The sequence below is a fragment of the Proteus hauseri genome, assembly GCF_040139125.1.
GTDB classification, from domain to species: domain Bacteria; phylum Pseudomonadota; class Gammaproteobacteria; order Enterobacterales; family Enterobacteriaceae; genus Proteus; species Proteus hauseri_B.
This window is the reverse complement of record NZ_JBEEUB010000007.1, coordinates 242,355-264,805: the sequence shown is the minus strand read 5'-3', so window position 1 is coordinate 264,805 and position 22,451 is coordinate 242,355. Positions and strand designations below refer to the sequence as shown.

Annotated in this window: 20 protein-coding genes; 7 read left to right on the top strand and 13 right to left on the bottom strand. The window is 38.8% G+C overall.

All coding sequences use genetic code 11. The annotated features are described in order from the left end of the window. Nucleotides 1-44: 44 nt before the first annotated feature. Nucleotides 45-1,334: an ABC transporter substrate-binding protein gene (locus tag ABN099_RS13380; protein WP_349464345.1), complete on the bottom strand. Its 1,290-nt coding sequence runs from the start codon at nt 1,332-1,334 to the stop codon at nt 45-47. Nucleotides 1,335-1,646: 312 nt separating this feature from the next. Here ABN099_RS13380 and ABN099_RS13375 point away from each other — a divergent pair, with 312 nt between their 5' ends. Both ABN099_RS13375 and pyk read left to right on the top strand, forming a co-directional pair. Continuing rightward, the gene (locus tag ABN099_RS13375) at nt 1,647-2,981 is read left to right on the top strand and encodes an MFS transporter (protein WP_349464344.1); all 1,335 of its coding nucleotides are present in this window, start codon (nt 1,647-1,649) and stop codon (nt 2,979-2,981) included. A gap of 66 nt (nt 2,982-3,047) precedes the next feature. Beyond that, nucleotides 3,048-4,499 carry a pyruvate kinase gene (pyk, locus tag ABN099_RS13370; protein ID WP_349464342.1) on the top strand — a complete coding sequence of 484 codons (1,452 nt, stop codon included), beginning with the start codon at nt 3,048-3,050 and terminating at the stop codon, nt 4,497-4,499. Nucleotides 4,500-4,602: 103 nt separating this feature from the next. Here pyk and ABN099_RS13365 read toward each other — a convergent pair whose 3' ends face one another. Beyond that, entirely contained in the window at nt 4,603-5,001 is a 399-nt protein-coding gene (locus tag ABN099_RS13365) for a hypothetical protein (protein ID WP_349464341.1), read from the bottom strand. A gap of 274 nt (nt 5,002-5,275) precedes the next feature. Between ABN099_RS13365 and ABN099_RS13360 the strand changes: the two genes are divergently transcribed. The 4 genes from ABN099_RS13360 (at nt 5,276) to ABN099_RS13345 (ending at nt 9,461) form a co-directional block, all read left to right on the top strand. Beyond that, nucleotides 5,276-6,463 (top strand): ROK family transcriptional regulator, encoded by a 1,188-nt coding sequence (locus tag ABN099_RS13360; protein ID WP_349464340.1) that lies wholly within the window; start codon nt 5,276-5,278, stop codon nt 6,461-6,463. Nucleotides 6,464-6,504: 41 nt separating this feature from the next. Next, nucleotides 6,505-7,794 carry a hypothetical protein gene (locus ABN099_RS13355; protein WP_349464339.1) on the top strand — a complete coding sequence of 430 codons (1,290 nt, stop codon included), beginning with the start codon at nt 6,505-6,507 and terminating at the stop codon, nt 7,792-7,794. Nucleotides 7,795-7,822: 28 nt separating this feature from the next. After that, nucleotides 7,823-8,983 (top strand): MFS transporter, encoded by a 1,161-nt coding sequence (locus ABN099_RS13350; protein WP_349464337.1) that lies wholly within the window; start codon nt 7,823-7,825, stop codon nt 8,981-8,983. A 211-nt stretch (nt 8,984-9,194) separates the two neighbouring features. Further along, entirely contained in the window at nt 9,195-9,461 is a 267-nt protein-coding gene (locus ABN099_RS13345) for a DksA/TraR family C4-type zinc finger protein (RefSeq protein ID WP_349464336.1), read from the top strand. A gap of 119 nt (nt 9,462-9,580) precedes the next feature. Here ABN099_RS13345 and ABN099_RS13340 read toward each other — a convergent pair whose 3' ends face one another. Beyond that, entirely contained in the window at nt 9,581-11,317 is a 1,737-nt protein-coding gene (locus tag ABN099_RS13340; protein ID WP_349464335.1) for a pyridoxal phosphate-dependent decarboxylase family protein, read from the bottom strand. A 706-nt stretch (nt 11,318-12,023) separates the two neighbouring features. Between ABN099_RS13340 and ABN099_RS13335 the strand changes: the two genes are divergently transcribed. Next, nucleotides 12,024-12,473 carry a hypothetical protein gene (locus ABN099_RS13335; protein ID WP_349464334.1) on the top strand — a complete coding sequence of 150 codons (450 nt, stop codon included), beginning with the start codon at nt 12,024-12,026 and terminating at the stop codon, nt 12,471-12,473. Between the two features lie 169 nt (nt 12,474-12,642). On the opposite strand, the gene ABN099_RS13330 is transcribed toward ABN099_RS13335, so the two are convergent. The 10 genes from ABN099_RS13330 to ABN099_RS13285 all read right to left on the bottom strand — a co-directional run bounded on the left by ABN099_RS13330 (nt 12,643) and on the right by ABN099_RS13285 (nt 22,201). Continuing rightward, the gene (locus tag ABN099_RS13330; RefSeq protein ID WP_349464333.1) at nt 12,643-13,017 is read right to left on the bottom strand and encodes a hypothetical protein; all 375 of its coding nucleotides are present in this window, start codon (nt 13,015-13,017) and stop codon (nt 12,643-12,645) included. Further along, nucleotides 13,014-13,223, bottom strand: a complete 210-nt coding sequence (locus ABN099_RS13325) for a hypothetical protein (RefSeq protein WP_109410045.1) — start codon at nt 13,221-13,223, stop codon at nt 13,014-13,016. Before ABN099_RS13325 ends, ABN099_RS13330 begins: the two co-directional genes overlap by 4 nt. A gap of 253 nt (nt 13,224-13,476) precedes the next feature. Beyond that, nucleotides 13,477-14,193, bottom strand: a complete 717-nt coding sequence (gene deoD, locus ABN099_RS13320) for a purine-nucleoside phosphorylase (RefSeq protein WP_349464332.1) — start codon at nt 14,191-14,193, stop codon at nt 13,477-13,479. 81 nt (nt 14,194-14,274) lie between these two features. Then, entirely contained in the window at nt 14,275-15,501 is a 1,227-nt protein-coding gene (deoB, locus tag ABN099_RS13315; RefSeq protein WP_349464331.1) for a phosphopentomutase, read from the bottom strand. Between the two features lie 66 nt (nt 15,502-15,567). Continuing rightward, nucleotides 15,568-16,890: a thymidine phosphorylase gene (gene deoA / locus ABN099_RS13310; RefSeq protein WP_349464330.1), complete on the bottom strand. Its 1,323-nt coding sequence runs from the start codon at nt 16,888-16,890 to the stop codon at nt 15,568-15,570. A 70-nt stretch (nt 16,891-16,960) separates the two neighbouring features. Further along, nucleotides 16,961-17,740, bottom strand: coding sequence for a deoxyribose-phosphate aldolase (gene deoC, locus ABN099_RS13305; RefSeq protein WP_349464329.1), 780 nt, complete (start codon nt 17,738-17,740; stop codon nt 16,961-16,963). A gap of 518 nt (nt 17,741-18,258) precedes the next feature. Beyond that, nucleotides 18,259-19,560 (bottom strand): NupC/NupG family nucleoside CNT transporter, encoded by a 1,302-nt coding sequence (locus ABN099_RS13300; protein WP_349464328.1) that lies wholly within the window; start codon nt 19,558-19,560, stop codon nt 18,259-18,261. Between the two features lie 357 nt (nt 19,561-19,917). Further along, on the bottom strand, nt 19,918-20,712 hold the full coding sequence (locus ABN099_RS13295; protein WP_349464326.1) for a TatD family hydrolase: 795 nt from the start codon (nt 20,710-20,712) through the stop codon (nt 19,918-19,920). Then, nucleotides 20,712-21,770: a patatin-like phospholipase family protein gene (locus ABN099_RS13290; RefSeq protein WP_349464325.1), complete on the bottom strand. Its 1,059-nt coding sequence runs from the start codon at nt 21,768-21,770 to the stop codon at nt 20,712-20,714. Before ABN099_RS13290 ends, ABN099_RS13295 begins: the two co-directional genes overlap by 1 nt. Nucleotides 21,771-21,859: 89 nt before the next feature. Next, entirely contained in the window at nt 21,860-22,201 is a 342-nt protein-coding gene (locus ABN099_RS13285; RefSeq protein ID WP_349464324.1) for a BON domain-containing protein, read from the bottom strand. Nucleotides 22,202-22,451: the final 250 nt, after the last annotated feature.

The following is a 22,451-nucleotide window of genomic DNA, read 5'->3' as shown; positions in this document are numbered from 1 at the left end:
CATTAAAACAGCGCTTCCTGCTGTATATCTGTACCACAAGGCGATCAGGGTGATTTTGTCTCTTTGAGTAAGGCAAGTGCTTGTTCGAGATTTTGTGCTTCTTGTGTACGCCATTGATAAAGCACGGCTAATGCTTGGTCTGAATATTCTCGTTGATCCGCTTCTTTCATAAATAACGCTTGAAGTGTTGGAGAATTAGCATCCTTCTCACTAATTAATACAGTACTGGCTATTTTACGTGCTTTACTGATTGCTAAAATTCGCTCAGGGGTTTTATTTTCTTGTCTTTCCGCTTCATGAATATCATTCCACACTTGTCTCATTAAGGGGAAATTATGGGTGATCATCTGGTCAAATAGGGCATTAACTACTTCACTACGACGATAAGCTTCATTACTGTTTAAGATAAACTCGGTGTTATTGGCAAGCTCATCGTTATTACCTAAGATCTCTTTACTCAGTGGAATTTTTGCCATATCACTTTTATAGATAATCTCTTGCCCTTCGTCAGACAACAGAAATGCAATAAATTTTGCAGCAGTATCACGCTTACTACTTTCAGCAACAATTGCCAAATAAGCAGGCAAAATAATCGATTTATCAAAATAACTAAATTCAACAAAATCAAAGCGTTTTTGATGATTAAACGCGTAATTATCAATAATAGGTCCAGCGCCAACAATGCCTCTCGCTACGGCATCACCAACCCGTGAACTGCGTGCCGAAATGGAAGATAAATTGCCGCTAGTCTCAAGTAATATCTGCCAGCCTTTATCCCAACCGTACTCTTGTAACACATTTTCAACCATCAGTTGCATAGTGCCAGAGTTTGCGGGTGTCGTCATAGTGAGATGCCCCTGATAAATGGGATTACTTAAATCAATCCAACTTTTAGGGGCGGGAATACCGTGTTTTTGTAGGTATTGTGTATTACTCATAATGCCAATACCGGAATAACCTACGGTGGTTATTTTGTCATTTAAGATATCGCTATGGCGCATTAGCCATTTTGGTGTTTCATAATTAACGGGCAAGCGAGCAAGTAGCCCTTCTCTATCTAAATGATGAAAAAAGTTTGCTGAAGATGACATCACAATATCAACAGGTTGTGTTGGATACTGTTTCATCATACGAGTCGCAATAGCAACGCGGCGATACACAACCTGTACTTTTGTATCAGGATAACGTGCGCTAAACGCCTCGGTTAGAGGGCGCATTGGTGTATCAGAAAGTGTCGTCAGAATAATGAGAGGCTGCTCATCACTACGTACTGGAGTGATAAACAGCCAACTAAACAGTAAACAGACGAGGCTAAGTGTTATTTTTATTCTCATGACGTACCCCTGGTTTTGTTTTGAATAAACAGAAAAATGTGTCGAACTTCAAACTTCTGATATTTAGCAATATTTATTATTTTTGGCTGATGAGTCTTTAGTGACTCATTTGCAGCAATGATACATCGATATCTTCACTCATTTTTAAACCAACACCAAATAGCGATGTTACAAATTTGACTCGTCAATTCAGCCGAATGTGTCAGCGCTGACTCAAAAACCTACTTTTGCACCAAGATGACCTAAATGAATAGCATCAGCACTGAAAACCAAAATCAGCTTCAGACATGAATAATATTCGGAGTCATCTCTATGCTAAGTTTCTTTAAAACCAGAAAGGATCTGCCGCTGTTAGAAGCGTCAAGTGAAAAGATCCGCGCAATATATAAAAAGCACCAATGGCAGGTCTTCTTCGGCCTCGTTCTTGGTTATGCCATGTTCTATGTAGTCCGTATGGCACTCAGTGTGGTGAAAAAACCGATGCTGGATGCGGGTATCGTAACAACCTCTGAACTCGGTTTAATGGGTTCTGCGTTCTTCTTTACCTACGCATTTGGTAAGTTCTCTAACGGTTTCTTGTCAGATTATGCCAATATTGGACGCTTTATGTCCATCTCGTTGATTGCATCTTCCTTTATTTGTATTTTCATGGGGATGTCAACCGCTAGCCTGTTCTTTATCCTGTTATGGGGTATTAATGGTTGGTTCCAATCTGTGGGTTCAGCACCTTCTTGCGTGTCTATCTTCCAGTGGTTCTCGCCAAAACAGCGCGGTACCGTTTATTCCATCTGGGGTGGTTCACGTAATATCGGTGAAGCTATCACATGGATCTTAACTGCCACGATAGTGAGCTTCTTCGGCTGGCGTGCGGGCTTTATCGGTGCAGGTATCGCCGGTATTGCTGCTGGTATCATTTTACTAATGATCCTAAAAGACCGTCCTCGTACTTATGGCTTACCTGATCCAGCAACCGCTTATGGTGAAGAATCAGAGTCAATTAAATCAAGTGATCCTAAAGAAACTCGTCGTGCTCAACTGTTTGTTTTAAAACAACCTACAGTATGGATTATCGCAGCAGCTTGTGCGGCGATGTATATCTCTCGCTACGCAATCAGCTCATGGGCAGTTCTTTACCTGCAAGGTTCAAAAGGCTACTCACTGATTGATGCGGGTTTTGCAATGTCTACCTACCCTATTGCTGGCTTCTTTGGCGCAATCTTAGCAGGTATGGCTTCTGACAAACTGTTTAACGCTAACCGTCATATTCCTACACTGATTTATGGTCTGGCTAACATCGCTGGTTTCGCACTGATGTTCTGGGGTCCACAAAGCCGTGTAATGGATGCTGTTGCATTAAGTATGGTTGGTTTCGCAATGGGTGGTCTGGTTGTGTTCTTAGCTGGCTTAACCGCTTGTGACCTGATGCCGAAAAACGCAGTAGGTGCAGTAAAAGGCTTTATCGGACTGTTTGCTTACATTGCAGCATCGGCACAAGAATTAATTTCAGCTTCACTGATTAAAGTCACTGAAGTGGGTGGTGTTACTAACTACGACTTTACCACAGTACAGTACTTCTGGATTGGTTCTGCCATCGTGTCCATGGTCTTAGCGACGCTAGTCTGGAATGCGAAAAAAGTTTCCCTCTAAATTAATAAATTAAGTTGTCACTGAGGGATGCCATTAGGTGTCCCTCCTTAAAAAGAGAATGTCATTATGCGTAAGACAAAAATTGTTGCGACTCTTGGCCCAGCTAGCTGCTCAGAACAGATGATTGAAAAACTGATTTTGGCAGGTGCTAACGTATTTCGTTTAAACTTTTCACATGGTACTAGCGAACAGCATCAGGCAACAGCCGCAACTATCCGTCAGGTCGCAGAAAAACATCGTGTATTCATCGGGATCTTAGCTGACCTGCAAGGCCCGAAAATTCGTATCGCTAACTTTAAGAACGATTCGGTTCAATTACAGCAAGGCGATAGCTTTACCCTAAATGCAGATCTAGAGGCAACATTAGGTGATGAGCAACAAGTTGGCTTGGATTATCCTCAACTTGTTCAAGAAGTTACACCAGGGAATATTCTGTTACTGGACGACGGCAATATTCAATTACAAGTCAGTGCCGTAAATAACAATAAAATTGAAACCAAAGTGACTGTCGGTGGAAAACTTTCCAACCGTAAAGGCATTAACTTATTAGGTGGTGGATTATCTGCACCCGCATTAACAGATAAAGACAAGCAAGATATACACACAGCAGCTGCAATTAAAGCAGATTACATTGCCGTTTCATTCCCACGTAATGGCGCAGATATTGAATATGCACGCGGGCTCGTTATTGCTGCGGGTAGTAATGCAAAAATAGTTGCAAAAGTAGAGCGCGCAGAAGTCGTCTCTTGTGAAGAGAACATGGATGACATTATTAAAGCTTCTGATGTCATTATGGTTGCTCGTGGCGATTTAGCCGTGGAAATTGGCGATGCCAGCTTACCGGGTGCACAAAAACAGTTAATTGCACGTTGTCGTGCTTTGGGTTGCCCAGTGATTACGGCAACCCAAATGATGGAATCGATGATTGAAAGCCCAATGCCAACTCGCGCGGAAGTGATGGATATCGCTAACGCAGTAGGCGATGGTACAGATGCCGTTATGTTATCTGCCGAAACCGCAGCGGGTAAATACCCCGTTGAGGCTGTCAGTGCAATGGCTCGTGTTGCTGAAGGCGCCGAACGTTCTTTTGCAGCCAATGCAGAGAACCCATGGCAATCACCGTCTTATTATTCACAAACCGGACGTTGGATAGCCTTAGCGGCAGCAACAACTGCGTTTCATGACGACAAACATCTTAGCGTTGCAGCCCTAACAGAAAATGGCAAATCAGTGACGTTATTATCACGTTTTATGCCAAATAATACCGTTTATGCATTAACCGATAATCCAGCATTAGCAGGACAACTCACTGTATTACGCGGTGTAACACCTGTGGCTTATCAACGCGAAAATCAAACTGATTGCGATGAGAGCATCATGCAAAAATTGCATGCAGATGGATTATTAACAGACATGAATTCACTCTTAATCACCCGTTTATCCACGTTTGAGAAAACCGGTGATAGCGACTGCTGCCATCTTGTTTCAGTAAAACAAGCGCAACCAGCAATAGCTTGAGTGTTTTACATCAAGGGGCTTATGAGAGAGCAACCTGAAGTAAATAACAAGAAAAAGAGCACACCAAATCATTTTAGCCACAGGGATTGTGGCTATTTTTGTTTTAATCTTTACAAGGATAAACGTCTTGTAATGCCTGAATATAGATGAGTTCGATGGGGCTATCAGCCTGTTTTTGTTTAACTAACGGATATTTTTCCAAGTAGTTATCTACATGCTCAATCATAAAATCTGCATTTTGCACAGTCTTAGCTGGCGGACAATAAAGCGGTTTAAAATCAGTACCTTGATTATGTATTTTTACAGATACAGCATAAAAATTAAAGCCGTTAGCAATACCATTAAGATAAGCTTGAGTAGTTGATTTAAACTCTTCACTGGTTTTTTTCTGCACAAGAAGCTGTTTTACTTCAAGATATGCACTTAGTGTAATTGCTTGTGAATAAAGCGGAAATAACAACATTATCCCTAACACCGTTTTTAACACCATGCCCTTTTTCATCACACACCTTCTTTTTCATACCATAAATGACGGTTTCATTTTAGTTGTTTTATTACATTAAGAATATCTGTAGAAAATATCTTTTTAAAAAATAGATCACAAATTAAATAGATAAATAAATTGTGATCTGATCCGCATTTGGGATGGTTTCTAAACTAATTACCTGTTTTACACTTTACAAAAAAGATAATCAGGTGCATAAATAGTATTCACAAACTATTTTATATAAAAAAAACATCTTTTAGTTTTGTTTCTAAACAAATGGAGTAATAACGTGACACCTAACGTGCCCAATACATTACGGCAAATGAATGCCTCTCTTGTATTAAATGTCATTCGTCATCAAGGACCTTTGTCACGTGCTCAGATAGCAAAAATAAGTGGCATCACAAAAGCCACGGTATCTGAAATTATTAATGATCTCCTTGAAGAAAAAATCGTTTATGAGAGTGGCGTTAGTTCGTCATCAGGACAAGGTAGAAAAGGCATATTAGTTAATTACGATCCTCAACACAGCTTAGGTGTGAGTGTCGATTTAGGCGGAACAAAAATTGCTTATGCTGTTTTTAACCTAAATGCGGAACTGCTTTATGAGTATCAAGAATCAACCTTTGACACTGATGATCGTGAACTCTTTTTAGCTAAATTTGTTCAAAGTATTGAAAACGTGATTGAAAAAAGCGGCGTAGACCGCAAAAAAATCAATGTTATCGGCGTTGCCACACCAGGGATCATCGATATCAAAAATGGGGTTGTACTTGAAGGCTCTCCCAATTTACCACAATGGGATAATTTGCCATTAGCACAACATCTGACAGACAAGCTTGGCGTACAAGTTGTTCTTGAAAATGACATTCGTGCTGCACTTGTAGGTGAAATGTGGAAAGGTCGTTGTCGCCACACTCATAGCTGCGCATTAATTGGCATTGGAACTGGCTTAGGTTCTGCATTACTGATGGATGGAAAAGTGATCCGCGGTGCTAACAATGCCGCAGGTGAAATTGGCTATATGATGTTTGCCCGCGATCACCTTTTTCGTAACTGGCGTAATAAAGGATGCTTTGAAAGTTTCTGTTCAGGATCAGGTTTAAGTGAACGGATGACAGGTTTGCGCGGTGAACACCAGAGTGCCATTGACATTATTAATGCGGCTCAACAAGGTGATTCACTAGCTCAATCATTAATCGAAGAAATGGCAGACTATCTTGCTATTGGCATTATGAATTTAGTCGCCATTGCTAATCTGGAAAAAGTGGTACTGACAGGTGGAATTACACGTGCCGCTGCCGCTTTTTTACCACGAGTACAAGCAAATCTAGATAGGCATTTATTTGCTAACACAAAAGTAAGTATCGAGCTTTCTGAATTATTGGAAAAAGGTCCGTTATATGGCATCGCCATATTAGCGCTTGCGACGGCTTATCCTTCAGTTCAGTTTATGCCCGAGATCCAACTGAGATAATCTTAAATAAAAAAGATTTTTAAACGAGATGAGAGCAACTCATGGCAGGAATACATCTTCATCCTCATGATATTTTAGACGAAGGCATGCCAGCCATTCTTCAACGCCTTGACGGTATGAAGCATGTAGAGCATCTTTTTGTTGAAATTAATACGATTTTTGAACGCAATCCTTACCCGGTAGGTAACTTACCTCATAACCCTATTCATAATGTGGTTATGGGCACAGGAACGCTGCATATCAATACCAATACCGTGTTTTCGCACCTTAGCCAGCGCGTTGATCCTACTATTTTAGCGGGCGAAGATCCGTTAATGGTAATAAAACAGGCAACCGATGGCGGAAAATACAAAGTCATACCATGGGCAAATATCCTCAATGGTGATTTCATCGGTGAGGTAGAAAATAATCAAGTTGTCGATTTTAAAGGGCGTCCACAGGCGCATTGGCTCTGTCCTAATGCCCCCGATGTCGCACAACTTTGGCAAAAGACGTTCACAGCACTAAAGCAAAACTACGGCTATGACACCTTTTTAATCGACCGAATTCGCTTTCCTGATTGGGCGGGTAAAGAAGTTAATCCAGCGGGATTATTTACCTGTTTTTGCCCACATTGCGAAAAGAAAATGGTGCAACAAGGTTTACCCGTCAATGAAATCAAACATCGCCTTGCTGCTTTAGCAGATGCGTTAAAACAAGGGGATTTCGAGACTCCGGTTACCGCATTAAAAGAAGAACCGTTATTAAAAGCATGGCAAACATTTCGCCAACAAAGTGTAACGCAGTTAGTTGAAAAGTTACTGGCGGATGCTAAACAAACTGCGGGCGGAATTACCTTATGGCTTGATTTATGGCCACCGGCTTATAGTTGGATTTTAGGACAGGATTATCATCAATTAACTCGGTACTCCTCAACATTAAAGCATTTTCCTTACCATAAATTAGGGGGTGGCGCTGATGTTCAAGGATTAATTAACCACTTTGCTCATGATAGCGAGAGCCAAGAGCGTGCCTTTATGGCATTTAAACGTCTATTTGAACTGCCTTATGATCTCTCTTACGAGACATTTAAACAGCAAGGTTTTCCGATTCGGTTTGTCGCGGAACAAAATAATCGGGTGCGTCAAATTTCACAACCTAATACCTTTATTTATAGCGGTATTCAAATGTGGAATTTACCTGCCGAACAATTAATTGAAGCCGTTATTGCCGCTGAAGAGAGTGATTGTGATGCACTGCTTTATTACTGTTATGGCTGGGCAACACAAGCGTTATTTGATGCTATTGGTAAACACAACGCATCTAAAGATAAGACCATTATTAAAAAATAATACACCGCAGAAAAACCAGGATTAAATTATGGCTAAACAACAAAAATGGAAAGTCTTTTTCCTCCTGTTTGTCACGATGTTTTTACTCGGTGGCATACAGAACACAAAAGGGCTTATCCTAGAACAAGTTCAACACGATATTTCATTAAATATGAGCCAAGTCGGCTCACTAATTACCTTTTTCCAAATTGGCTTTTTAATTGCTAGCTTATTAACGGGTTATTTTACCGATAAGAAAGGCTTAAAAGTCATGATGTTTATTGGCTCATTAATGATGGCTGTTGGTTTAACAGGAACCAGCCTGGCATTTAATGTGATGTTATTCTTTGGCTTTTATCTTGTCATTGGTTTAGGTATTGGTTCGATGTTAGTTTCTATCGTTACCGTTATCCCTACTTTTTATAAAGAAAAAGCTGGTATGATGTTTAATGTCTCTAATGCGATGTTTGGCGTAGGGATGATTGTTACACCGCTTATTTTACAATATCTATTTTCACACTCTATTTCATGGCGTGCATTCTATGTGGGTGTTGCCGTTATTGTCGCACTTATTATTGTGGTATTAAGCACCCTAAAAATAGAAAATAGTGCGCAAGTTGATATGAAGTTTAGTGACATTTTAGAGTTGCTAACACAAAAATCATTACTGCTGGTTATCTTCTTTATTACTCTCTATGTTGCGGCTGAAGCAGCGTTTTTAAACTTCTTCCCTATTTTCTATACCTCGATGGATATTGGTGATATGACCAATGCCCAGAAAGCAGAAACCGCAGCCTACGTTATTTCAAGCTTTGCCTTCTTATTTACTATCGGTCGTTTTATTGGTGGCTTTATTAACCTTGCATTAGGTGATCGCAAAACCTTAATTCTGTTTTCACTGTTCTCTTTAGTGGCAATTATTGTTAGCCGTATTTTTGTACAAGATGTGGTTTATCTGTTTATGGTATTTGGTTTTGCATTATCAGTGCTGTTTCCAACCGCAGCCGCTGTTGCAACGAAATTAACCAGTAAAAGTGGTTCGGTAATGGGATTAATTTATGTTGCATCAGGATTAGGTGGCGCATTAGCTGGTTCGTTAATTGGACAAGTATCAGAAAGCTATAGTGTTTCTGTTGGCTTTAATCTAATCATCGTCTTTGTCGCCTTATTCTTTATCCTTTCTCTGTTTATTAGAGAACAAAAACAATAACAACGACGTTTATGCCTCTGAAATTTTTCCCCTCTTTATGAGGGGATTTTTCTTTTTATGGCTTTAATCAATTTAAGTCGCGTTAGCACCTTGAACATAAAACCACACGCTCACTTCAACGCTTTACTTTTCTCTTTTATTATTACTGTTGATTTTTTAATCAAGACCCCAATAATAGTATCTATATTCGCTGTTGGAATAGGAGAATATTATGGCGAGTGGATGGGCAAATGATAGCGCTGTTCAAGAGCAAATAGATGCCACCATTGATGATGCCATTGCAAGAGCACGCAATAAGATGGCACAAGGTGAAAGTGCTGAGTTTTGTGATGAGTGCGGTGAAGCAATTTCACTTGCTCGACAAAAAGCCGTACCGGGTGTGCGTTATTGTGTAAATTGCCAAGAGGCAATTGATAAAAAGAATAATGCGTTTAGTGGTTATAACCGCCGAGGCAGCAAAGATAGCCAACTTAGATAATCTGCAAGATTAATCATCGATTGCGTTAGAATTAATATCAAATAAAAAACTGTACTCTAATTGAGAAGGTACATTCTCATTAAAGTACAGTTATGTTTATTTATCGACTATCCGATTTATTAAATCTTCGCTGTTTTTTTCGAGCTCATATTTTGACTCATTTCAGTTAAAATCTTCATAAAATTATCAATATGCGCACGCTCTGTATTTGGGTTCATAAATACCGCTTTTTCACCCGGAAGATAAACGTAACGGTTGTTTTTCGCATATTTAGAACAAGCAATAGAATCAACCCAGTTAGTAAATAACCCTTCTCTACCGCGTTGTAAAAAGAGTTTTCTATGCCATTGCGTGTTATGGACCATAAAGTCATATGCGTCTTTATCTGTCGAGCACGTTAGTTCTAAATCAAAAGCAACGTTAGGATCTTTAACTAAGTTAGGATCATACAGTTTAAAGCCAACACTTGGCCCTTGGTTTTGTGGCACGATAACTTTTGCATTGCCCATTTCTAATAATTGGTGACGCATGTAGTTTGCGTTTTGCAGGCAATGAGCAATGATAGTTTGATAACCTTCAATTCCCATATAATGCATCGCTGAATAAGCACCAAAAATACCTACGCCGCTACGTGTACATTCAATAGTTGATTGTAAGTGGGTTTGCCCTTCTAACTCATGCTCAAAGTAAGTAAAGTTTTCAGGATCGTTCTCTAGCGCCACAAAATCATTACCATTTTTAACTAACACTAAGCTTGAGGTGTAAGGCACATAACCCCATTTATGGAAGTCGATGGTAATAGAATCCGCATATTTCAGATGTTTGAATTTTTCTACATTCTGACGTAGACCTTCTAAGGTGGCATCATTAATGGCTAATGGGTTGCCACTAAAGTCATACTCTAAGAAGAAAATAATAGGCCAGCCCACTGCCGCATCAACGTGAACATGTGGCTTAACTGGAACTTCAAACTCTTCACATAAGCGGTCACGCAGCTCACAAACACCTTTAACATCATCAACACCAAAGGTATCCGTTGTGCCTGTTGTTAGCATAATGGTTGGTACTTTACATTTAACCGTAAAGCAGGCTCTTAATTCGCGTTCTAAGTGTTCTAAGTCGATAGTGTTATCTTCCGCCACTTTAATACGAATCGTTTTGTTATCAACATCAACACCCAGCAGTGCGAGGTTAGTCATATTTGAGTAGTGACCACCTTGAGAGTTGATAATACGATAATCTTGGTCTGCTGCCATTCCTAAGTGCTTAGAGTTGGGCATCGATTTACGTAAACCAAATAGGTAGCCATATAAGTTACACATGGTGCCACCTTGCGTGAACACACCCGATGCAACTTCAGGATCGTAACCAACCAGTTTTGCGACTTTTTTAATCGTCACTTTTTCTAGCGCATCAGCAACACCTGAGTATTCGCAATACACCATATTAGGATTGCCCATTAACCCTAAAATTGAACCATAAACACCCGGATCACTTGGCATTGCAATGACGTTTTCAACAGCTAATGGATTTTCCCAGTTTTTACACAGTGTAGAAACGAGCATCAGCAGTTCATTAGGATCATTTTCTGGATAATTAATATGCTGTTGAACTTGCGTATCAGACATTAAACGTTCGAATAATTCAGCTCCATTAGAATAACGCTGTAATTGGTCGTTATCATTGGTTGTTGTTTTTCTAAACTGTGTAATAGATTGGATTGTTTTATCCTGAAATATCGGCCAATACTTCGGATCACGACTGAAAAAGTGAGCAATAACGTCATGGTATTTCTTCTCAAACTCAGCGTTCAGAATGTTAGCAGAAGATAGACCTAATAAATCTTGATTTTTCACTATATTCTCCAAATAAAAACCGACAGTAACTTAAATTAATTGCATATGAATACTATACATTTTCTTATTAAATAAGTTAGTGACTTGTGTGCTAATGTATAATCACATAATAACACTATAAGGAGAATAATAGTTATATATATCAATAAATTAAAAAGTAACGGAAAGTTATATTTACAAAGCTGTTATTTTAACAATCTCTTTTATGTGACTGAGATCACAATGAAAAAGTGTTTAATAACAAAGACATTGATAAAATAAATCACAACCAACTGATAAATAAAAAGAAACAAGGAGAATAAAGCTAACACACTGATATTAATAAGCTCTTAGTTTAATAAATTGTATTAATCTGTTTTTTCCACAATAAAAGCGCTACCCATTGCATTAAATGCAATCAACCTTTCAAACTTCAAACTAAAACACTGGTTTTTAATTTTCATTCAGATGATATGTTTAATTTTAATTAATAAACAGGAATAAAGCTTCACATAAGTTTAATTTTACTGTTATTGATTTTGATAAGGTAAAATGGATGACTATAAATAGTTATTTATTCTGCATAATCAATAAATTTCAGTTAAAGTGAAAATATGATTACCCATCTAAACTATTAGGAATTTTTACTCTACATATTTTGCGATCTTAGCCGATACTTAAGATAATACTCGAATAATATGAGATGGAAGTTAATGGAGAGAACAATATGAAAGCATCTATTATTGCAACTGCTGTATTCGTATTAGTGTCCTCAAGTGTAGAAGCTAAAGAGTATTCCTGTCAGCTTGAAAATGGGAAATACGTAAGTGTTTTTGCTGAACAAGGCAAACCGCCAATCTATCGATATGGCACATTAGCTAAAACTGAGATTACGCTTCCTGTCCCTCAGAAACAGAATAATAACGTTTTTTATGGTCACCAGACATTTGTAGCTGGAGCCTCTACTTATGTGCGCTTTAAGAACGGTAATTACAGTTATGTTGTTTATGATGGCGAAGGAAGAGGCTGGTATTTTAATGGTGTGATTATTTATAAAGATAATAACATTATCAGCAAGAAAGAGTGTAAAGAGCCCTCATCACTTAATTTAAGTGATCTGGATGAATACGCAATTAAAGTTGACCCTTATTTAGAAACCTATATTTATGCGCCTTAGTTTTTAATTTATATTATTAAGTCATTAGATATAATAAAAACCCAATTTAAAAAATTGGGTTTTTATTATTTAGTTGACGCTCTAATGATCAACATCTAAGAGGTCCTCTATAACTAATAGATATATTAAAAAGAATAAATTAAATAATGATTTTAAAAATTGAATTTATCTAAATTTCAAAAAGAGCATCGCAGTGATAAGCGTTAAAAACCCATTTTCGCATAATAGTAATGACTTGTTGTATTACCCATTTTGAACCAATATCAAACTCATGCTCAATAGCACAGGGGATTGCAATACCTGAGTCTTTACATTTTATTGTGAAAGAAAACCCTTCTTCTTTCTCTAATATTTTCTGTAAATGATGCTTAATAAATTTTATAAATATAGTTTTAAGTTCATTTAAAGTAATTGGAGGATTATTTCGATTATCGTTAAGTCTTTCGACTGCAAAATGGAATGATATTTTTAATTTAGCTCTATCTTCTTGAAGAATTTCATTAATATTTGCAACTAACTGATTGATTTCTTGCTCTGTTATCATATATACGCAGCCGTGATCTCAGCGAGTTTTTTATTCAATTCTTCATCACTTGTTGCAGTAATCGTACCTACAAATTCCGTATGAGATAAAGTTCCTGTACGTACATCAAACTCATAATTATTAAATGAATCAACCACAACAAATACTTTTGTTATCGGATTAAAAAAAGATGCACAATTTTGGGCTATGCACATATCAAAGTTCATATTACCCTCCTACTTTGCTATAAAAATGTAGGAATAGAGATATTCAATCCCATTACCTATATTATATAGGCTACAAAATACACTATTGATAGTCAAGAAAATAGATAGTTACAACTCAAAAAAAATAAAAACCAACCTATTGATATTAAATACTTTATTTAATATTTTAAGTTATATTATTAAGTCATTAGATATAAAAAAACCCAATTTAAAAAATTGAGTTTTTATTATTTTTAAGCAACGAATGTATTGATTAGTCTTCTAATAACAGAACAGACTCTAATGCGATTTCAATCATTTCGTTAAAGGTAGTTTGACGTTCTTCAGCAGTAGTCTGTGTACCTTTCTTAATGTGGTCAGATACAGTACAGATAGTCAGTGCTTTTGCACCGTACTCAGCAGCAACACCATAAATACCAGCAGCTTCCATCTCAACACCAAGGATGCCGTATTTTACCATTACATCAAACATTTCTGGGTCTGGTGAATAGAACAGGTCTGCAGAGAAGATGTTACCAACGCGAACTTTGATGTCTTTCGCTTTCGCTGCATCAACGGCGTTTTGAACTAATTGGTAATCAGCGATAGCGGCGAAGTCTTGGTCTTTGAAACGCAGACGGTTAACTTTAGAGTCAGTACATGCGCCCATACCAATAACAACATCACGTAATTCTACGTCTGGTAATACTGCACCACATGAACCAACACGGATGATAACTTTTACACCAAAGTCAGTAATAAGTTCTTTTGCGTAAATTGAGCAGGAAGGGATACCCATACCATGACCCATTACAGAAACTTTACGGCCTTTATACGTACCTGTAAAACCTAACATACCACGAACATTATTTACCTGACGAACGTCTTGTAAAAAAGTTTCAGCGATGTATTTAGCACGAAGCGGATCGCCCGGCATTAAAACGACATCAGCAAAATCGCCCATTTCTGCGTTAATATGAGGGGTAGCCATAATTCTTCCTTTTAATTGATCTTTTTGCTTACTATTCAAATATAAATCGGTAGGCATATCGCTATACCTACCGAAGTAAAATTAAAACATCACTTTACCGTAATCGACTGGTGATACACCGAAGTAATTCACTACAGTTTGTCCGATATCGGCAAATGTTTCACGGTGACCTAATGAACCAGGTTTAACTTTAGGACCATAAACTAAAACAGGAATGTGTTCACGTGTATGATCTGAACCCGGCCAAGATGGGTCACAACCGTGGTCTGCGGTTAAGATAAGAATATCATCACCAGTAACCAGTTCCATCAGCTCAGGTAAACGACGGTCAAATAACTCCAGCGCTTCACCATAGCCAATAACGTCACGACGGTGACCATAAGAAGAGTCAAAATCAACAAAGTTGGTGAATACGATAGTGTTATCACCCGCTTGTTTCATCTCTTCAAGCGTTGCATCAAACAGAGCATCAATACCTGTTGCTTTCACTTTTTTAGTGATACCTACGTTTGCATAGATATCAGCAATTTTACCGATAGAGACCACGTGACCTTGTTTCTCATCAACCAGTTTTTTCAACATAGTTGGTGCTGGTGGCTCAACCGCTAAGTCATGACGGTTACCAGTACGTGCGAAGTTACCCGGTTTATCACCAATAAATGGACGAGCAATAACACGACCAATATTGTAATCGCCTTTGTTTAATTCATCACGAGCGATTTCACACAGTTCATACAGTTCATCTAAGCCATACGTTTCTTCATGACAAGCGATTTGGAATACGGAGTCAGCAGAGGTATAGAAAATCGGTTTGCCGGTTTTCATGTGCTCTTCGCCGAGCTCATCAAGAATAACTGTGCCTGATGCATGGCAGTTACCTAAGTAACCTGGTAATTTTGCACGCTTAACGATGTTTTCTAACAGTTCTTGTGGGAAAGAGTTTTTCAGATCTTTAAAGTATCCCCAATCGAACAGAACAGGAACACCCGCAATTTCCCAGTGGCCTGACGGAGTATCTTTACCAGAAGAGATCTCACTTGCATAAGCATACGCACCAATAATATCTGCGTTCTTATCTAAGCCAATAGGAAATTCACCAGCAGATTCTTCTGCTGCTTTTGCTAAACCTAAACGGCATAGATTAGGTAAATGAAGAGGACCTTTACGACCGTCTTTATCTGCTTTACCTTCAGCAAACGCTTTTGCGATACTACCTAAAGTGTTTGAACCTTGGTCGCCAAATTTCTCCGCATCACCGGCAGCACCGATACCGAAGGAATCTAATACCATGATATATACACGTTTCATAATTCTCTCTCCTGTGTCATTTTCCGTAGACCACGGATATGTCACTTATAAATCGTAATTGAGTTCTTATTCGCTGATTTGGCGATAAACCATTGGTGATGCTTCACGTTTACTGTCACCAATAACTATCGCTTTACGGACTTCAGCAGCAGCTTCTTGCCATGATTTTTCACTGTTAGCGTGGATCATCGCCAGAGGCGTATCTGCGCTAATTTGCGCACCAAGCGCTGCGATATCGCTTAATCCCACACTATAATCAATAGCATCAGTCGCTTTACGACGACCACCACCTAATGTCACAACAGACATACCTAAAGCACGGGTATCCATTTCTGTAACAAATCCTGCTGTTTCAGCAAATACAGGTTTACTTAATACCGCAGTTGGCAGGTATTTATTGTAGTTTTCAACAAAGTCAGCTGGACCTTTTTGCGCGGCAACCATACGACCAAATACTTCAGCCGCTTTACCGTTATCCAACACATCTTGCAGTTTTTGGCGAGCTTGTTGACGATCATCCGCTAAGCGACCTGATACTAACATCTCAACACACAGTGCCATGGTAACTTCAAATAAACGTGGGTTACGGTATTCGCCTGTTAAGAATTGAACCGCTTCACGAACTTCAACCGCATTACCTGCGCTAGAAGCGAGAACTTCGTTCATATCGGTTAACAGAGCGGTGGTTTGGCAACCAGCACCATTGGCTACTTTTACAATAGACTCAGCCAGCTCTTCAGATTTCTGATAAGTCGGCATAAAGGCGCCCGATCCAACTTTAACATCCATCACTAACGCATCGAGTCCTTCAGCTAATTTTTTGCCTAAGATTGACGCTGTGATTAGTGGGATTGAATCAACTGTTGCAGTAATATCACGGGTTGCGTAGAAACGTTTATCAGCAGGTGCTAATGAGTTGGTCTGTCCAATAATGGCAACACCAACATTGCGGATAATATCGCGGAATTTTTCATCATCAGGGAAAATATCAAAACCGGGAATAGCTTCCAGTTTATCCAGAGTTCCGCCTGTATGACCTAATCCACGACCAGAAATCATTGGTACATAACCACCACATGCAGCAACCATTGGTCCTAACATCAGTGAAGTAACATCACCAACACCACCTGTTGAGTGTTTATCAACAATTGGACCATTTAGGTTTAAGCTCTTCCAGTTAAGCACGGAACCGGAATCACGCATTGCCAATGTCAGCGCAACACGCTCTGGCATGGTCATGTCATGGAAATAGATAGTCATTGCTAATGCAGCAATTTGACCTTCAGAAACAGTATTATCTCTGACACCGTTAATAAAAAAGCGAATTTCTTCCTCAGTTAAAGGATGACCATCACGCTTTTTACGAATAATCTCTTGGGCAAGAAACACTGCAACCTCCTGGCTTTATAGAACGAGTAACGCCCATACTTATCAGTGATGGGCGTATTTCACGAATGGATTAGTAACCACTAGACGATTTTTGCTCGCCATGACCTAAAGTGGCTAATAAACTACCTAACAAGCTTGACGCACCAAAACGGAAGTGACGGGCATCAACCCAGTTATCACCCATAATGCGGTTAGCTAAAGCAAGGTATTGAGCGGCTTCTTCTGCGGTACGAACACCACCAGCAGGTTTAAAACCAACTTCTTTGCCAACACCCATGTCGTGGATCACTTGGATCATTAACTCAGCGCTTTCCAGTGTTGCATTTACAGGTACTTTACCTGTGGAAGTTTTAATAAAGTCTGCACCTGCTTTAATAGAAATTTCAGATGCTTTACGAATAAGCGCAGGATCTTTTAGCTCACCCGTTTCAATAATCACTTTCAGTAAAGAGCCCGCTTCAGCACATGCTTCTTTACATGCTTTAACGATATCAAAACCGATTTGTTCGTTACCTGCCATAAATGCACGGTAAGGGAAAACAACGTCAACTTCATCTGCGCCATAAGCTAATGCCGCATTCGTTTCTGCTAATGCGATATCTAAATCGTCATTACCATGAGGGAAGTTGGTTACAGTTGCGATACGAACTTCTGGCGTACCCTGCTCGCGTAACACTTTACGTGCTAACGGAATAAAGCGAGGGTAGATACAAATAGCGGCAGTATTGCCTTCTGGGCTTTTAGCCTGATGACACAGTGCAGTCACTTTTGCATCGGTATCATCATCATTTAATGTAGTTAAATCCATCAAAGACAGCGCAAGACGCGCTGCAGCGGTTAAATCTGTCATAAAACTCTCCAACGATGTTTCTCAAGCCCTTAGGGCTACGCTTAAGGTTAGCGATTAATTTTGTTGGCGAGCGGACTTGGTTCCTTGAAGATGTTGTTGCAGCTTAATACCACAACGACAGCTGAGTTCCCTCTCACCGCGCTATGCTCACTTCGGCGACCCGTCATTAAGCTTTCGCCATTCCATGAAGTTTCAGCACATCTTATTTGAACACGCTAAGGAACAATTAGATGTGCTTTACATCACACTAATTAAATGCAACTTGTAATCAAAGACATAAAAATGTGATGGAAGTCACAATTAATCTATTTTCTGGTCTAATCTTACTCGAATATCGCTATTAAGTCGTCGTTATAACGTAAAAAAATCTAGTTCTAAACAAAGCAGCAGACTAATCAGCGATATTCAATACAATCTGCGAAATATCTCACATAATAAAAGTAGTTAACATCACACCAGAAAACAAACATAACAGAGCAGATAGATAAAGATTCTATCTGCTCTTAAACAAAAAATAATTATGCCGCAATAACAGCCATAGCGGTTAATGCAAAGAAGAATCCTGCAATTGTCGCGCTCATCAAGTTAGAGAGTGTACCCGCAAGTACTGCTTTCATACCTAAGCGAGCTACATCTTTACGGCGATTAGGAGCCATACCACCTAATCCGCCTAACAACACTGCGACAGAAGAAAGGTTAGCAAAACCACATAATGCAAAAGAGATGATTATCTTGGTTTGATCAGAAAGTACCATCAGCCCAGATGCCAATACGGTAGCGTCATCCTGAAGATATTTACTAAACTCAGAGTATGCATAGAACTCATTAATAACAATTTTTTGTCCAATAAATGAGCCTGCAATTGTCGCTTCACTCCAAGGAATACCAATCAAGAAAGCAACAGGAGCAAAGACCCAACCAAAGACTAATTCTAATGAGAAATTCTCATAACCAAACCAACCACCAATACCACCGAGGATCCCATTAACTAATGCAATCAATGCAACGAATGCAAGGAGCATTGCACCTACGTTCAGTGCCAATTGCAAACCTGAAGAGGCACCAGCCGCAGCTGCATCAATAATATTTGCTGGTTTTTCTTCCTCACTCATTTTATCGAGTGCGTCTTTTTGATCGTCAGGTGTTTCAGTTTCAGGGATCAATAATTTAGCGAATAGTAAACCACCTGGAGCCGCCATAAATGATGCTGTAATTAGATACTCTAATGGCACACCCATACTTGCGTATCCAGCAAGAACTGAACCCGCAACAGAGGCTAATCCACCACACATTACCGCAAACAACTCAGAGGTTGTCATTCGTGCAATATAAGGGCGTACAACAAGAGGAGCTTCAGTTTGCCCAACAAAGATATTTGCCGTTGCAGACATTGATTCAGTACGCGAGGTTCCTAAAACTTTTTGTAAACCGCCACCCAGTACTTTAATCACAATTTGCATAATGCCTAAGTAATACAGCACTGCGATTAATGAAGAGAAGAAAACGATAACGGGTAATACACGTAAAGCAAAAACAAAACCGCCACTACCAAATAACTCAAACATTTTGTCTGATACGAGCCCAGCAAATAGGAAACTCATTCCGTTATTGCCGTAATCAATAACATTCTTAACTGCATCGGAAACCGCAAGAAGTACCTCACGACCACCTTCAGAGTAAAGAACGAATGCCCCTAAGCCAATCTGAATAAGGAATGCGCCACCAACGGTACGTAATCTAATTGCTCGTCGATTGCTGGAAAATAGAATAGCTATTAATATTAATGTTGCCATTCCGACCAAGCTCATAATGAGTTGCATTGAAGGATCCCTGTTCACTTAAAAATTTAATGGATTATCAATAGCGCTTGATTTCAAGCCTACTGACTCTTTTTGCGGGATAATTATACCGAGTCCAGAAAAAGAACCGCCTATATCCATCACAATTAGGGGCTGAAAAAAGTAACATAAAAGCTATAAATGAGATCTAGATCACAATACGAGAGAGAAAAATACATAAAAAAGAAATTTTACAAGAAGAAAAATATCATCTGATTAACAAGGTAGACTAATAGTTAATTAACTATTAATAAGAAAATCAAAAGTAAAGGTGCTTATTTAATGATAAAAAAACAGAAATCTACCTCTTCTATTTTACAAAAATTACGTGACACTATTTCAGCGAGAAGGTAGTGCATCATCCCTTAAGCTAAATAATTGTAGACTATTAAGATAGAGTTGCTCTGAAATTACTGCGGGTGTTTCACCACGCAGTTCACAAAGTTGGGAGAAAACAGACTTTATACGCTCTGGTCGATTAGGCTCACCTTGAAATCCACTGACTGGCATATCTGGTGCATCAGTTTCTAGTAATAATTTTTCCAAAGGTAATGAGGCAATAGCACGGCGGGTTTTTTGTGCTCGCTCATAGGTAATTGTTCCACCCACGCCAATAAAATAGCCAAGTTCAATAAATTTTTCTGCCTGCTGCTGGCTGCCTGCAAAGCCATGAATAACCCCTTTACGAGGCACATCATAACGGCGCAACAGTGCATACAGTTTGTCATGGCTTTTACGCGAATGAAGAATAACAGGTAAATTAAATTGAGCAGCAAGTTTAAGTTGCTCAATTAAAAAGAGTGTCTGCTTTTCAGCTTGAGGCTCAGCCATAAAGTTATCTAGACCAATCTCACCCACAGCAACACAGCGCAAGGTCGTTTTTAGCCACTTTTTTAATTCAGTTAAATGCTGTGTTGTATGTTCATCAATATATAAAGGATGTAATCCTAACGCACAATATAATGAGGAATTTTCATAAGATAAGGTTTTTACTGCCTCCCAGTTCCAACGAGCAACGGCGGGGATAATAATTTTTTCTATATTGGCAAGGTGTGCCAACGATAAACTGTTAGCAAGATCTTGTTGGAAGAGAGGAGAATCAAAATGGCAATGCGTATCAATAAACTTATTCACTATTGAACACCTCGCACATCAGGATGCACACCTCGGGTTCCTTTTTGAATAACCTGAGCTTCTTCTGCTTTATCTGCCTTTGCTTCGTTCTCAAATAAGCTAAAGACTTTTTTATCATGTTGTTTAAATTTCTTCTGAGAAAAATGTTGTCCTATTGTAGCCAGAAAATAGCGACCACAGCGGCGACCAATATGATAATCATGATTTAATGCACTTAAACGACTTCCTAGTGCACTAGATTGCAAGGTTGTAGGTGGGAATATCTCTATAACGACAACATCTTCTGGCGGAGATTGAATAAACTCAAGCGTTTGAGTATAGGTTTCAATATGCACTTTAGCCATATGTGTAAAACGTTGTAAGCGGCTATTTTCAAACCATTTACCCATTCGTTCTACCCACTCTGTAGTGTATTGATATTCAGAAGGTACGGTGCGAACAACAACAATGGTTCGACACCCTCGACGATAAGCTTCTCGCACTGGAATAGCATCGCTAATTCCCCCATCATGATAAACAACATCATGAAATAACACACCATTGCGATAAAAAGCAGGAATAGCACTTGATGCTTTAATGATATCAAGCCAAGTCATTTCATCTGGTTGAAAATAGTTAGCTGCGAAATTATCAGCGCGACATGCCACCATATAGAATTCACGTCCGGCATCAAATCGACGTAATGCCTTGTGCATATCAAGAGGCATCTCTTTTGCTGTGGTATCTATATACCAATCAAGGTCGAGTAGATTACCACCTCGAACAAAGCGAATAGGGTTAAAGAATTGGTTATTAGTTGTATAACGGTTAATGATTTTACGTGCATAGCCACGCTGTCCACATGCGAAGGCTGATAAATTTTGAGCGCCAGCAGAAACCCCAAGTAAAACATCAAAAGGGTCAAATTGAGAGCGCATAAATTCATCCAGAACACCCGCAGTAAAAATACCGCGTTGCCCTCCGCCTTCACAGACTAAAGCGACTTTGCCTTGTGCAAGAGATGACTGAAATTCCAGTGCAGTAATATCATTTAATGTGACAGGTATATATTTCCCCATAATGTCTCCTTTATACAACTTAGCAAAGGATACCTGCACATTTTTTTGACGTCATTATTTTTACGTACTAATACAAAATAAACTAGGCGTTATTTGATATTTACCGATGAATCAACACTTTTAACACCGTCAATTTTTTCAACAATTTGTACTATCTGTGTTTCTTGATCTTGGCTGCTAACAAAACCAGAAATAAAAACATGCCCAAATTCAGTACGAATAGAAAGCGCGTCACTATCAATCTGTTGAATTGGTAACAGTGTCGCTTTAATTTTTGTAGAAATGGCGGTATCACTGAGATAATGACCCGTTGTATTGGCTCCACTATTAATCTCACCATACCAAGATGTTTCAGCAAATGCATTTGCACTCATCAAAGATAGTCCTACAATTATTACGAGTAATTTTTTTTTATATTTTTGTTGTTTCATTGCTTCCCCTTAATCACAATAAATCGATAGGAAATAGGTCTATTTGATTCAAGTAACACTAATTATTAACCAGCTATGTATTAACACTAATAAACAACTGTAGCTAAATAAAGTAAAAAATAGCAAATAAAGAGTAATCCTAATAATTTTATTCTAAAAATGACCCTTAAACCTATAAATAATCTTATATTTTATTATCAATAATAGTATATTGAAGTGTTATGCTAACAAAAAAAAGAGAGAGTAATTC

Coding starts and splice junctions, on each gene's coding strand:
- ABN099_RS13345 (WP_349464336.1), top strand. CDS start 9,195: ATGGCGAGTGGATGGGCAAATGATAGCGCTGTTCAAGAGCAAATAGAT.
- deoB (WP_349464331.1), bottom strand. CDS start 15,501: ATGAAACGTGTATATATCATGGTATTAGATTCCTTCGGTATCGGTGCT.
- ABN099_RS13365 (WP_349464341.1), bottom strand. CDS start 5,001: ATGAAAAAGGGCATGGTGTTAAAAACGGTGTTAGGGATAATGTTGTTA.
- deoD (WP_349464332.1), bottom strand. CDS start 14,193: ATGGCTACCCCTCATATTAACGCAGAAATGGGCGATTTTGCTGATGTC.
- ABN099_RS13355 (WP_349464339.1), top strand. CDS start 6,505: ATGGCAGGAATACATCTTCATCCTCATGATATTTTAGACGAAGGCATG.
- ABN099_RS13380 (WP_349464345.1), bottom strand. CDS start 1,334: ATGAGAATAAAAATAACACTTAGCCTCGTCTGTTTACTGTTTAGTTGG.
- ABN099_RS13325 (WP_109410045.1), bottom strand. CDS start 13,223: ATGAACTTTGATATGTGCATAGCCCAAAATTGTGCATCTTTTTTTAAT.
- pyk (WP_349464342.1), top strand. CDS start 3,048: ATGCGTAAGACAAAAATTGTTGCGACTCTTGGCCCAGCTAGCTGCTCA.
- deoC (WP_349464329.1), bottom strand. CDS start 17,740: ATGACAGATTTAACCGCTGCAGCGCGTCTTGCGCTGTCTTTGATGGAT.
- ABN099_RS13350 (WP_349464337.1), top strand. CDS start 7,823: ATGGCTAAACAACAAAAATGGAAAGTCTTTTTCCTCCTGTTTGTCACG.
- ABN099_RS13285 (WP_349464324.1), bottom strand. CDS start 22,201: ATGAAACAACAAAAATATAAAAAAAAATTACTCGTAATAATTGTAGGA.
- ABN099_RS13300 (WP_349464328.1), bottom strand. CDS start 19,560: ATGCAACTCATTATGAGCTTGGTCGGAATGGCAACATTAATATTAATA.
- ABN099_RS13330 (WP_349464333.1), bottom strand. CDS start 13,017: ATGATAACAGAGCAAGAAATCAATCAGTTAGTTGCAAATATTAATGAA.
- ABN099_RS13335 (WP_349464334.1), top strand. CDS start 12,024: ATGAAAGCATCTATTATTGCAACTGCTGTATTCGTATTAGTGTCCTCA.
- ABN099_RS13290 (WP_349464325.1), bottom strand. CDS start 21,770: ATGGGGAAATATATACCTGTCACATTAAATGATATTACTGCACTGGAA.
- ABN099_RS13375 (WP_349464344.1), top strand. CDS start 1,647: ATGCTAAGTTTCTTTAAAACCAGAAAGGATCTGCCGCTGTTAGAAGCG.